Genomic DNA, 12,001 nt, shown 5'->3' with positions numbered 1-12,001 from the left:
ATCCTGAGACCAAGAAACTCCTCTGGGGTGGACATTTGTGGTCGCCAAGCTATTACATGGGGACACTCGGCAACATGTCAAAAGAGACGGTTGCCAACTATATTCAAAATCAGAGAACAGAAAGGGGCAAGGCGGGACGGCCAAGCAAGAAAGCTAACTAGCGTTAGTAAGTGCAGGCTTTCCTCCTCTGACTAAAGTCAGATGTTTCCCGCCCAAAATTGGTATGAATCGAGGCGAAATAGAATACGCCGCTTTTAACAGTGCGGGAAGCTGCCAGCTGCTTCGTCGCAACAAAAATATTGGCAATTGACTGATGGCGCCGAATGAACAGGGAATAACGGCTTATCGAATTTATGGCGAATTCGGCGCCATTTTTTCATATAGGTTAAACCGGAAATTAATTTAAATATTTCTTCAATTCATCTTGATGTGCTTTGGCGTCGCGATGACTGCCCAAACTATACATGATCGCGATTGCGTCATTGGCTAATTTCAGACCGTTCTCTTTGTCGCCAGTGCGGAGGGCGTAAAGACCCTTAACGTAATTGAGTTTATTCCGTTCGTAATAAAATTTCGTCCCGTTTAAGGAACTCTCGGCCATGGCAATGATCGAAGCGATTTGGTCCAATGCATTTCTCTCTAACAATAACACGATCACGTTGATCGCGAGCAGTGCCAATTCATTCCGATTGGTGATCAGTTTACTAAAAGCAGTGGCCTTCCTAAAGGCCGATTTACATAAAAAACCCACTGTTTCTGCGGAAAAACAGAAAAGCCCGTTAGTAAATAATTCAAGCTCGTAGTGGCTCCAGTCGTCAACTTGAAGCAGATAGTTGGTTATTACTTTGACTTGATCATTATCAAAGGGCACCCCATTAATCCTGTTTAGCCACTGCTGCATCAGGATTATATTGTATTCATGCCGATAGTTATTGTCTTGTTGAAGAAAAGCCTGCTCCCGCTTTATCAACTGAGTCAAGAGAAAGGTGTCTTCTGGAATGACAGCCTCGTAGTATTCATCGAGAAAGACTTGCTGAGAGCGTTGATTGATACGATGATTCTTTTCATCAAATTCGCGTAGATTAACGTTCAATCTGTCCAGCAAACTAAGAAAATTAGTTGCAGAAATATCACTATTGCCCCGCTCATATTTTGACAGAAAGGGCACTGAAACAATTCCCTTGGCTGTGTCTGTTAACGTCATATCTTTAGACTGTCTCAACTCACGTAGGGTTACGCCCAGATCATTATTATCCATATGTGAACACCTTCCTTTATTCAAGTATAGCACTTCTGGCAGTTTAACCTATAGGATAAAAAAATAACCGCCAAGTTTAACCCAGGATATGATACAGGTATACAAACGTAGCAGATAATTAATTGGAAATTGCAGATATCACATGCGGAAAATCAAAAAGATTGTTGCGGTACTTAGCATTGTGCTAACCGTTCTAGCGGCCGCCGTGACTGTACCAAAAAACGTTGCAACGGTTCCTACAAGCAACTCTATCTATGAAAAGTTGGATGCGGGGTAAGCAATGGTTAATGTGATTAGCTAAATGCATCAAGTCAGCCGCAAAACTATAGAGGGGAAAATTTTTGTTTATAAACAAAGTATAAATTTCTAATTATCTTTTTATATTTTCTTAAATGCTCGTAAAGCCTTATTCTATGTGCTTTCGAGTATTTTTACTGTAGGAAGATACTTCACGTTTCTTTGCATATTTCCTCATGTCTTAGCTGTCAGAAGTGGTAAATAAGTAGTAAATTCATTTGTACTACTAAGCAACAAGACGCTCCTGTTGCTTCTCTTTATTCAAGCGTTTCATTTCTGCCATTGCAGAATCGAATGTTGCATGTGCGTAATAGTTCAGCGTCATGGCTATATTAGCATGTCCCATAATGTACTGTAATGCCTTTGGATTCATTCCTGCATTTGCATAGTTGGTACAGAATGTATGTCGCAAACTATGTGGAGTGATGTGTGGCAATTTATCCTCGTTATACTTATTGTATTTCTTAACAAGACCTTTCATCATGCCGTTGTAATCACTTGCCACTTTTGGATAGTTCTTTCTATTAAGAAAGAGGAAATCACTATATCCATCAATCTCAACACGCTTATCATTCTTTCGATTCGCTAACACTCGCTTAAATGCTTGATAGGCTTCTTCAACCATAGGAACTTGACGTTCGCCACTTTTGGTCTTTGGTGTTTCAATGTAGTACCCAATTTCAGTATCTCTCAATAGCTGATGGTCTATATTGACAAGACGATTCTCAAAATCTAAATCTGGAAGTGTCAAACCACCAAACTCTGAAATACGAAGACCTGTTTTTAAGAGTATCAGAATTTCATCATAATTTTTGCTGTAGGTTTTATCAGCTTTTGCAAAGGCTAACAGTTTTTCTTCCTGTTCTTCTGTTAGTACGGTCTTAGGGACAGTATCATCATCAAGAACTGCTTTCAGTTGAAAGTCAAATGGATTCTTCCGAACACAATCATCTTGTATAGCAATATAGAATGAAGCCTTTAAAGAACGTTTGTAGTTATTGATGGTTTGATAAGCATAACCATTTTCACTCATTCTAATAGCCCATTCTTTAGCGTCTGATGGCTTAATACTGTCAATACTTCTTACACCTAACTTGTCTTTCTTCAAAATATCCATAAGATATTTGCGTCCAGTTTCAGTGTTTTTTCTAACCTTTGGTCTTTGAGCGTTCTGTTTTGCGTAAAGCTGGCAGAGTGTCATTTTCTTTCCTACAACATCAATACCATCATGAATGTCTTTCTGTAACTCTGCGATTTTCTCTCTAAGTGAGATACAATCACGCTTTCCTGCTGGTACTCGGTCTGTAGCCACAAGTTTCCACGAGTAAACAAATTGCGGTTCTCCAAATGAATCTATATATTTGTATAAGTATCTTCCGTCTTTTCGTTGGCTCTCTCCAGTCTTTAAGATTCGACCTTTATTGTCACGTCTTTTTTCTGACATGGCATTTGCTCCTTTCCTTTATGGAAAGAGCCTTGATACGACTTAATACTATTTTATCATATACAAGACCCTTTGGCGACGCTAGATTGCGTCCAATGTATCTATAATTTTTTCAAATTGTTTTCGTTTAATCTGAATACGATTGCCATTCATAATCAGCCAATTTGCATTTTTATTTTCCTCTGCCAAGCGTCGTAGCTTGTTTTCGCCAATACGAAAATATTTTGACGCTTCTTCAATGGTTAGGGTATAACGTTCCCAAATAGGAATGTCAGTCTGCTTCATAAAATCCTCCTTTCCAAATCACTTATTTGGATTTCATAAAAGTTGTTTTACCAGCAATCGAACAGCTTTAGCAAAGCTCACGGGAGTTCCACCCCTGCATGGTTCTCATGTAGCCATACTCATTGCCTGCGACGGTTTTATCACGCTCGGACTATTGACTGTATGGGAGTATCATTATCACGATAAGAATGTCGTTGCAGGCAATCCTGCTAAAGATTGCTTCTCGGATCACTAACATGAATCGCTCGCTATCTTTATAAGATAGGTCATGGCGGTTAGTTCCGTTGGCTCTTTTCTTATCGAAACGTATTCGATTACTTTTATTCAGTTTTCAAAGAACAATGGCTCGTTAGCCTATCAAAACACATTGAAAGCTCAATATGCTTTGGTGGAATAACAAACCTCCCTGTTCGGGAAGCGTGGAATGGTTTAGCACGCTTCCACGAAAGGAGAGAGGATATTACTTAATTTCAAATGACAAAATCTTTGTAATCAGTCTGGTTTCCATTCTTCCACGTAAGACTTCATCAACGACCATACTTTGATTGCCATATTCATCTTTCATAAGTCGTAGGGAACGCTTCGTTATGTACCCTCTGTAATGATGTAGAATCTGGTTAATCGCTTCGGTATCGCCATCTGTTGCCTTTACAATGAGAGGAAAGGGAATCATAGGATATTGTGTTTTCATTCTTCAAATTCCTCCATAAACTTTTTAATTAAGGCTAGTCCACTGGTTCTATGCCGATAGACAGTAGAACGGTTCAATTTCAACAGGTCTGCAATTTCTGAATCGCTCATGTCCATAAAGTAAAACAGCAGTAGAATTTCACGTTTCTTGTCTGGCAACTCACGTAATGCTTCACTCAACAAATCATTTTCAACGCCTACTGATAACCCATTGAGTGTAAAAATCTGAAAGTCAGTTGAATAGTTATCTGTTGTCGCAAACTGGCTAACAAGATAATCGCCAACATCCGAAAAGGACACCTCACGCTTTGCAATCCTTGAAAGATAAAGCATATAATTCTTTCGCTCGTCTTCCATAGCACGTTTACAGATATAGTCAAACTGATTTTCTATTGTGGTCTGAAAAGAAGATGGTTTCATGTTTCTCACCCCCTTTCTGTCTAGGAAAGGAAGTGAGCCTTGCTCGTTTATCTCCTTTCACTCTTAGTCCCAATGTGAAAGGGGGATTTGTTGCATTACTGATAAATAAACTTTGTAAAAAAGTTCTGAATAGCCAAAAAAGCATATAAACAGATTTATTTCTCTGTTTACATGCTTCTGTTATTCTATCTATATGATTTATAAAACCACATTGGTGGACGTACTTATCTATTGCAGATAGACGACTTTTTTTGACAAGAACCCAATGTAAGGAAATTTATTGTATATGATGTACTTCATGGCGACGTTGACCTCCAACAAACCGCCATTTGGAAGTAATATACAATATTTTAACAGCGTAAATAGCACTACCATATAACGGTTTTTTTTATTGGCGTTTAGTAGTGCTTTTTATTAAATATAAACCTATAAACCATATAACACGTTTTTCTATACCTGTTTTTAATTCAGTAGGAACAATAAAATGTATAGAGGTGGTCTACTATGCGTAAAAAAGAAGATAAATATGATTTTAGAGCCTTTGGTTTAGCCATTAAAGAAGCTCGATTGAAACGAGGTTTAACTCGTGAACAAGTGGGAGCATTGATTGAAATTGACCCACGGTACTTAACTAATATTGAAAATAAAGGGCAACACCCCAGCATACAAGTTCTTTATGACCTTGTATCGTTACTTCATGTTTCCGTTGATGAATTTTTCTTACCTGCTAATAACTTGGTAAAAAGCACCCGACGATTACAGATAGAGAAATACATGGATAGCTTTACAGACAAAGAACTATCCTTAATGGAATCTTTAGCCAGCGGTATCAACGAAGCAAGAAACATCGAAGACTAATTAAAAGAATCCATACATAACGGAAAGAGCCGATAAAATGAGATTGTATTAATCTCATTTTATCGGCTCTGCGTCTTTGCGTCTGGCTCTGTAATCACAGTTACTTTGAACTGCTTTATTTCAATTAAATTTTCTTGTCTGCATTTCGGACAATAGAGGGGGAATTTTTTTAATTCAGTATCTTCCCTTATCTTTAATCGTGTTTTATTTCCACATACAGGACACAATATCCACTTGTAGTTTATAATAACTATCTCCTCCTTTACACTTTAATTCAAATCTTTATTAAAAAATATTTCATCTTATTTAACAAGAAACCATATTTATATAACAACATAAAATACACTAAGTTATTTTATTGAACATATATCGTACTTTATCTATCCGACTATTTGGACGACGGGGCTGGCAAACAGGTTCACCGGTAGTAACATGGTACCCTTTTAACTCTGTTAAACAAACACTACGTCCATTTGTAAAGAAAGTTAAATCACTACGATATTCTTGAATACACCGAGCAGGGATTTCTCCACTAAGAATGACCTCATTATTTTTCAATTGAGTGTCTACGATGTTCGCACAATATTTAGGAGCATCGTTGTATGCTCGTGAAAGATATTCCTGTGGCGCATAAATTTTAAAACTAAGATATGGCTCTAACAATTCTGTTCCAGCTTTTTTTAAGACTTGTTCCAATACAATAGGAGCAAGCATCCGAAAATCTGCTGGGGTACTAACAGGGCTATAGTATAAGCCATACTTAAAACAGATTTTACAATCCGTCACATTCCAACCATATAATCCTTGTTCGCAACCATAGCGTATCCCTTCCATAACTGCATTTTGAAATGATTGATTTAAGTATCCAAGAGAAACCGAGCTCTCATACTGCATTCCACTTCCCAACGGAAGCGGTGATACAGATAAACCAATGGAAGCCCAGAAAGGATTTGGCGGCACTTCGATGTGAATGGTATATTCTGCATTTTTTAACGGTCTCTCCATATAAATGACTGTAGGCTCTTTTAGTTCTATCTCCACATGATACTTTTCTTGCAACAGTGCACTAATCACTTCCATTTGTACTTTCCCTAAGAAAGAAAGTATAATTTCATGTGTCGTAGAATCCACGTAATATCGTAGAAGCGGATCACTATCTGAGATTTCCAAAAGGGCATCAAGCAACATTTCTCTCTGTTCAGGTTTACTCGGTTCAACAGTTGTTTGTAGTAGAGGGTGCGGATTTTCAATCTTTTTTCTCTGTGGCAATAGTTTTGTATCTCCAAGAACACTATTTAACTTCAAAAACTCATTTTGCAAAATAACAATTTCTCCAGAATAAGCTCTATCAATCTTACATAATTCACCATTTATTGAAGTATACATTTCTGTAACTTTTATTTTTTCTTTTTCTGATACTCTAACCGAATCTCGTAAATGTAGTACTCCACTATAAAGGCGTATATATGCAAGACGTTGTCTTTTTTTTGTATATTCAATTTTGAAAACATTTCCGCAAAGTTCAGACGGACCTCGATGTGTTGATGAATAAAATTTATTCGTAATCACTTCTATAAGGTTATCAATCCCTATATTGTTTTTTGCACTTCCGTGATAAACAGGGAACAGGGAACAATTATGAAATCTTATGCTTTCCTCTTGTTCGAGTTCCAATGCTTCTAATGATTTACCGGACATATATTTCTCTAAAAGGTCATCGTTTCCCTCTATTACCGTATCCCATTGTTCAGATTCGGTAAAGTTCGTCACACACATATTAGGATACAGTTCTACCTTCTGTTTGATTACAATTTCGGCAGAAAGTTTCTCTTTAATATCCTGATAAACCGTTGATAAATCAATTCCATTTTGGTCAATCTTATTGATAAAAAAGATTGTGGGAATCCCCATTTTCCTAAGTGCATGAAATAATATACGAGTTTGTGCTTGTACGCCATCTTTTGCAGAAATCAGTAGAATTGCCCCATCTAAAACTGATAATGAACGATATACTTCTGCTAAGAAATCCATATGTCCTGGCGTGTCTATGATGTTCACCTTCGTATTTTCCCACTGAAAAGAGGTTATTCCTGTCTGAATTGTAATTCCTCTCTGACGTTCTAAAAGCGTATTATCCGTCCTCGTTGTACCTTTGTCCACGCTTCCTAATTCTGTAATCGCTCCACTGTTATATAATAAGCTTTCTGTTAAGGTAGTTTTTCCTGCATCAACATGAGCTAAAACTCCAATATTAATAATTTTCATGTGATTTTCCTCCATTCAAAAACCCAAAAGGGCATAAAAATCCCAGTGATAAATACTTTTATCACTGGGATTTTTATGCATAACCATAGGTATACAAAGCATACAGATATTCTCTGGATACTTTAGAATCACATGATAAAGGTATTCTTAAACTGGGTACAAAAAACTAAGCCCTCCTAAAAAAAGGACATCTAATTATTTGTTCCCGCTATCAAATTGACAGTTTATTTAAGAATACCTTGCCGCATATTTATTAACTCCTTTTAAATAGTCACTTAAATAATAGCACGTAAGAGCATATTTGTAAAGGAATCTCCAATTTTTTATCAAAAAGAGTACATGATTACAAAGTATCTGTAATCATGTACCAATATTTGTTATTTTACAATCTTCCAATTACTCCCGTTCTTTTCAAGTACCAAATCAAATTGAGATACCTGCGTTGCTTTGGTCTGCTGGTCGATATACTCCACTGTCAGCGATACCGTGACTTGATTATCCTTACGATTGTGAATAGGATTTACCAGTTCTTGAAAGATGTACTCTTTTCCGATTGGTTTTAATATCCCGTCATTCACATAGTAGGAAAGTTCACTGGCTGTCGCTGTAGGATAGAGCTTGAAGAACGTCGTTAAAAACTCATTGATTTCATTGGTTGTAATGGAATCAACCGTCCCCTCACTTTCAATGGCTTTTGGTTTATAACTTGATTTCTTAGGTATGTTGGTAATGGTCGGATTCTTAACCAGTACCATATTTCCAGAACCATCTACATAGACACTCACTATATAAGCAGAGTGGACGGTCTTTGTATTTTCTCCCTCTGTAATGAGCTGGTCTACACTGTAGGTTACATTAAACTCATTGTCGCCAGTTGGCTCTACCGTCCATATCTGAAATCCTCTTACAGAAGACGATACAGGAATATCTTTGCGTACTGTATCAACATTGAGAGCTTGAAGTTCATCTGTCAGATAGCCTTTTAGACTTTCCATTCGATTATCAATGGACTTATCGGATTGCTCCCATGAATAGTAGACTTTCGCAAAGTTCTCTACAAAATTTTCTACATGATGAGTATCAACGTATTCCTTTTCTATGATAGTTGTTTCGTGAATAGTATGAGTATCTATAGCTGTAAAGTGCTTGAATATCGCAAAGCTGAAACTAAGCCCTAAAAGTACCCACAAGGCAATCACAACCTTTTTATGAGGATTGACCTTATAGACACGAGGTTTCTTTTCCTTTGGTATCTGTTTTTCTTTATTCTGATTTTTTCTAAATTTCATCATTAAATCTTCCTTTCTCATTGTTTGATTCGTCCTGCTCCCACTAAATGCTGTTGCCAGTAGGGGCTTGTTAAGTCGGCATAACCGATTGGGTCGCCTGCATGAAACATACGGTTATTGCCAAGGTATATCCCAACATGAGTAATATAAGAGCCAGCGTTATAGGTAGAATGAAAGAAAACCAAATCGCCAGCTTGTGCTTCCGATAGTGGGATATGCTGGGTCACATCATATTGCTGTTGTGCGGTTCGTGGTAAGTTAATTCCAGCTTTTCCATACGTCCATTGTGTCAGTCCGCTACAATCAAAAGAAGTAGTCGGGGAAGCTCCACCGTAAACGTATCGCCAGCCCTCATATTTCAGTGCTTCGTCCATGATGGCTTGTACCGTATCATCATCAAACTCTGTTGTGACAAGATACTGCGTTACCAGTTGCACATAAAACATATTGCCATAGTTGTATCGCCAGCCCCCATTGATAGGTATGGCTATGGGATTGGGGTAAGACACTTTTTCGCCACCTGAATACTCTTTTGAGAAACTTTGAGCCAGTTCAAAGGTATATTTATTTCCACGATTAGCCACATACCCTAAGAAACCACCACCATAATTGTAGGACTGGATAACCGATTCTAAATCTACACTGAGCCTTTCGCTACTGGCTAATAATTCACTGAAATACTTCACACCTTGCTTAATGGATTCTTCTGTACTCAATGAATTAGGTGGAAGACCGAGGGATTCCGAGGACTGCATAACATCTTCCGCAGTACCGCCCGATTCCACCTGTATAATCGCAAGAAGTATGTTGACATATTCTTCAACGCCATATTCTTTGGCATATTTTTCTACCATAGGCTTATGAGCCAGCACTTCTGCGGAAACATTCACACCTCCATAATGAATATTGGAAATTCCGCTGTCCTGTTCATCTGAAAATAAAATGGCAACAAACAGAAGCAGTGAGAAGACCATCAAGAATAATCCAGAACCACCAATCACTAAAGTTTTCAACTTCATGGTTTCTTACCGACTTTCTTAATGGTGGCGGTTTTGATTGGTGGTCTACTTCTTGTATTTTGTAGTGGTACTCTTTGAACAGTAGACGGACGTTCTTTTGTGATTGGACGTTGTGAAGTTCTATCTGCTGTAGTGGTTGAAGTTGCTGGCTTTTGAACGGTTTTTTCTTGAACGGTATTGCCTTGGCGTTCCACTTTTGGACTTGAAAAATCGGACTTAACTGCTGGACGCTCTTGTTTGGCTTGTTGAGATTCCTTATATGAAGTCTGAATATTAGACTGTTTTGAGGTCTGTTCATCATGATATTGTTCTTGTCTTGTAGTCGGTCTTTCATGAACAGAAGAAGCAGGCTGTTTTTTCTGTTTGACCTGTTCCATTTCAGAGCGACGCTTCGCAATGGTTTTTCGCCTTTGTTCCTGCTGTTCCTTGCGTCCACTGGCTCTGTCCGCTTTGGTTTGAGAAATACTACTGGTTAAATCACGGACATTCTCTTTTACTTTGGATTTTCCTTGATATACTGCATATCTTGCATTGGTCGGCAAATCTTTAACCTGTTCTTTCAAACCACTAGCAGTGTCTACCATTCTGTCTTTGGTATCAGCTACTGTACCGATGGTTTGACCGATACGTTTTCCAAGTGTTGATTTTTCCTTTCCGTCTGGTCGGGAGTGATCTGCTTGTGTCCTTGCAGAACTCCCCGAACCCGACTGTCCTTTTTTACCTGTAACAATGGCAGACCCAGCCCCTAGAGTAGTCATGGAACGTCCAAGTTTCCGCTGTAGACGGTGCATGTGAGCGTGCATAAGCATACGAGGTTTTCTCATCACACGACTTCCCACACTTTGAGAATCGTTACTCTGTAGAGAAAACATACTCATTAAATCGCCCAGCTTGAAGTAGATTCCTGCAAAGGTCACAATCTGTAGAAAAGCAATCAAAAAGAACGGATAACCAGCCGATAAGGTATAGAGCATGGTTGAAATACTAAATGCTGTCGTAATAATCAATGTGATTCCAGCTCGTGTCAAAATGGTATTAAAGAGCTTTGTTATGGCTCGTTTTGACATACCATCAAATGATGGAATCATGCTTAAAATAAAGCTCACAGGCAGAAACATAGCATAGATGATAAAAAGTACCTGCGAGAAAATCATGATTCCTGTTAATAGGAATACAAATATGGAAATCCCAATATTGAAGACAAATAGGAAGAAGACTGTACCTAAACGGTTAATGGTCTTTGTAATGGTTAGATTGGTATTGCTTCTGTCTTCAATTTCTTCCGCAACAATTTTTTCTCTGTCTTCGCCATTGTTGGAATCTGGGCTGGTGGAGAGCAGGCTTTCCACACGGTCAATACCGATACTTTCAATGTCTGAACTGTTGTATTGAAGCAGTAGCCACGGTTGCTGAACCTGTATGGAAAACAGGCTATCTCTGATTAAGTCCACGCTGTCCTTGCCTTGACTATCGGAATGGGGCATGACAATCTTCGTGCCAAGTGATAAACTGGCATTACTGATGTCTGATGAAAAGTCATTGATTTTTTTAATGTAGTCGGGAGCGTAGGCAATAAAGGAAGCCGATAGGATAAACACCAGCACAAAATTCATAATGGCATGAATTGCCTTTGTGGTTTCTCTCTTTATCAGTCCCGTATAGGCAACATAAACCCCAAGAACCAAAATCAAGAGTAAGAGGAATCCAACATAGAAACCCTCTGTTGAAAATCCGTTTGCACTCACACCAGCTAAGGTCTGCATATTCTTACCAATGGAATCTGCTGTAGCGGAAATGAAGTCTAAGGAATAGGCTTCCTGTACTAAGTAACCTGTCGCATTGGAAACATACAAACTGATTGTCCAAATAAAATTGGTAATGGCATATAGTCCATACATGACCTGTTTTCCAATCCCGTCCGACCAGTTCCACGGAAGCCAGCCCCAGCTATTATCCACATAAAAATCCAGTTGATAGTTTTCAAGTGGGTATCGGCTGTATTCATTTGCCACATTGACCGTATCATCTACCAAGCCCGCAGCTTGAACCACCGTTCCCAGCATGGCTAAAAGAAAAATGGCAATCACAAGTGTGAAAGCCACTGTCATTGCCACTTTACCTAGACGTTTCAGCGTCCAGTTTGATTTTATTCTGTTTACTATTGATGGTTTCACAT

At 38.4% G+C, this 12,001-nt stretch carries 12 protein-coding genes and 1 pseudogene; 2 read left to right on the top strand and 11 right to left on the bottom strand.

Annotated features, from left to right (window positions below; genetic code table 11):
- Positions 1 to 161: transposase (locus ACYVSB_RS05840; protein ID WP_461218745.1), on the top strand; the 161-nt coding region annotated here is incomplete at its 5' end.
- Positions 162 to 397: 236 nt separating this feature from the next.
- Here the strand turns inward: ACYVSB_RS05840 and ACYVSB_RS05835 are convergent.
- The 5 genes from ACYVSB_RS05835 to ACYVSB_RS05815 all read right to left on the bottom strand — a co-directional run bounded on the left by ACYVSB_RS05835 (position 398) and on the right by ACYVSB_RS05815 (position 4,394).
- Complete coding sequence (locus ACYVSB_RS05835; protein WP_461218740.1) at positions 398 to 1,258, bottom strand: helix-turn-helix domain-containing protein; 861 nt, start codon at positions 1,256 to 1,258, stop codon at positions 398 to 400.
- A 523-nt stretch (positions 1,259 to 1,781) separates the two neighbouring features.
- A complete protein-coding gene (locus ACYVSB_RS05830) occupies positions 1,782 to 2,999 on the bottom strand; it encodes a tyrosine-type recombinase/integrase (RefSeq protein ID WP_001291561.1) in 1,218 nt (405 codons plus the stop codon).
- Positions 3,000 to 3,080: 81 nt separating this feature from the next.
- Complete coding sequence (locus ACYVSB_RS05825; RefSeq protein ID WP_000814511.1) at positions 3,081 to 3,284, bottom strand: excisionase; 204 nt, start codon at positions 3,282 to 3,284, stop codon at positions 3,081 to 3,083.
- Positions 3,285 to 3,744: 460 nt separating this feature from the next.
- Positions 3,745 to 3,975, bottom strand: coding sequence for a helix-turn-helix domain-containing protein (locus ACYVSB_RS05820; RefSeq protein WP_000857133.1), 231 nt, complete (start codon positions 3,973 to 3,975; stop codon positions 3,745 to 3,747).
- Positions 3,972 to 4,394, bottom strand: coding sequence for a sigma-70 family RNA polymerase sigma factor (locus ACYVSB_RS05815; protein ID WP_000804885.1), 423 nt, complete (start codon positions 4,392 to 4,394; stop codon positions 3,972 to 3,974). Before ACYVSB_RS05815 ends, ACYVSB_RS05820 begins: the two co-directional genes overlap by 4 nt.
- A 504-nt stretch (positions 4,395 to 4,898) precedes the next feature.
- Here ACYVSB_RS05815 and ACYVSB_RS05810 point away from each other — a divergent pair.
- The gene (locus ACYVSB_RS05810) at positions 4,899 to 5,252 is read left to right on the top strand and encodes a helix-turn-helix transcriptional regulator (protein WP_001227347.1); all 354 of its coding nucleotides are present in this window, start codon (positions 4,899 to 4,901) and stop codon (positions 5,250 to 5,252) included.
- A 59-nt stretch (positions 5,253 to 5,311) separates the two neighbouring features.
- Here ACYVSB_RS05810 and ACYVSB_RS05805 read toward each other — a convergent pair whose 3' ends face one another.
- The 6 genes and pseudogenes from ACYVSB_RS05805 to ACYVSB_RS05780 form a co-directional block, all read right to left on the bottom strand.
- Positions 5,312 to 5,497, bottom strand: coding sequence for a cysteine-rich KTR domain-containing protein (locus tag ACYVSB_RS05805; RefSeq protein ID WP_011058338.1), 186 nt, complete (start codon positions 5,495 to 5,497; stop codon positions 5,312 to 5,314).
- 100 nt (positions 5,498 to 5,597) lie between these two features.
- Positions 5,598 to 7,517, bottom strand: coding sequence for a tetracycline resistance ribosomal protection protein Tet(M) (tet(M), locus tag ACYVSB_RS05800; RefSeq protein WP_000691727.1), 1,920 nt, complete (start codon positions 7,515 to 7,517; stop codon positions 5,598 to 5,600).
- Positions 7,518 to 7,532: 15 nt separating this feature from the next.
- Positions 7,533 to 7,580, bottom strand: a pseudogene (locus ACYVSB_RS05795) (hypothetical protein); the annotation flags it as partial.
- Positions 7,581 to 7,894: 314 nt separating this feature from the next.
- The gene (locus ACYVSB_RS05790) at positions 7,895 to 8,827 is read right to left on the bottom strand and encodes a conjugal transfer protein (protein ID WP_001224319.1); all 933 of its coding nucleotides are present in this window, start codon (positions 8,825 to 8,827) and stop codon (positions 7,895 to 7,897) included.
- On the bottom strand, positions 8,824 to 9,825 hold the full coding sequence (locus tag ACYVSB_RS05785; RefSeq protein ID WP_000769868.1) for a bifunctional lytic transglycosylase/C40 family peptidase: 1,002 nt from the start codon (positions 9,823 to 9,825) through the stop codon (positions 8,824 to 8,826). The genes ACYVSB_RS05790 and ACYVSB_RS05785 overlap by 4 nt, the downstream gene beginning before the upstream one ends.
- Positions 9,822 to 11,999 carry a CD3337/EF1877 family mobilome membrane protein gene (locus ACYVSB_RS05780; RefSeq protein ID WP_000804748.1) on the bottom strand — a complete coding sequence of 726 codons (2,178 nt, stop codon included), beginning with the start codon at positions 11,997 to 11,999 and terminating at the stop codon, positions 9,822 to 9,824. Before ACYVSB_RS05780 ends, ACYVSB_RS05785 begins: the two co-directional genes overlap by 4 nt.
- Positions 12,000 to 12,001: the final 2 nt, after the last annotated feature.

It is taken from the genome of Lapidilactobacillus salsurivasis, from assembly GCF_054785215.1.
The sequence above is the reverse complement of the archived record's forward strand: the minus strand, read 5'-3'. Positions and strand labels throughout refer to the sequence as shown.

Excerpts from the sequence above, each read along its gene's own strand:
- ACYVSB_RS05835 (WP_461218740.1), bottom strand. The coding sequence starts at position 1,258 with ATGGATAATAATGATCTGGGCGTAACCCTACGTGAGTTGAGACAGTCT.
- ACYVSB_RS05830 (WP_001291561.1), bottom strand. The coding sequence starts at position 2,999 with ATGTCAGAAAAAAGACGTGACAATAAAGGTCGAATCTTAAAGACTGGA.
- ACYVSB_RS05825 (WP_000814511.1), bottom strand. The coding sequence starts at position 3,284 with ATGAAGCAGACTGACATTCCTATTTGGGAACGTTATACCCTAACCATT.
- ACYVSB_RS05820 (WP_000857133.1), bottom strand. The coding sequence starts at position 3,975 with ATGAAAACACAATATCCTATGATTCCCTTTCCTCTCATTGTAAAGGCA.
- ACYVSB_RS05815 (WP_000804885.1), bottom strand. The coding sequence starts at position 4,394 with ATGAAACCATCTTCTTTTCAGACCACAATAGAAAATCAGTTTGACTAT.
- ACYVSB_RS05810 (WP_001227347.1), top strand. The coding sequence starts at position 4,899 with ATGCGTAAAAAAGAAGATAAATATGATTTTAGAGCCTTTGGTTTAGCC.
- ACYVSB_RS05790 (WP_001224319.1), bottom strand. The coding sequence starts at position 8,827 with ATGAGAAAGGAAGATTTAATGATGAAATTTAGAAAAAATCAGAATAAA.
- ACYVSB_RS05785 (WP_000769868.1), bottom strand. The coding sequence starts at position 9,825 with ATGAAGTTGAAAACTTTAGTGATTGGTGGTTCTGGATTATTCTTGATG.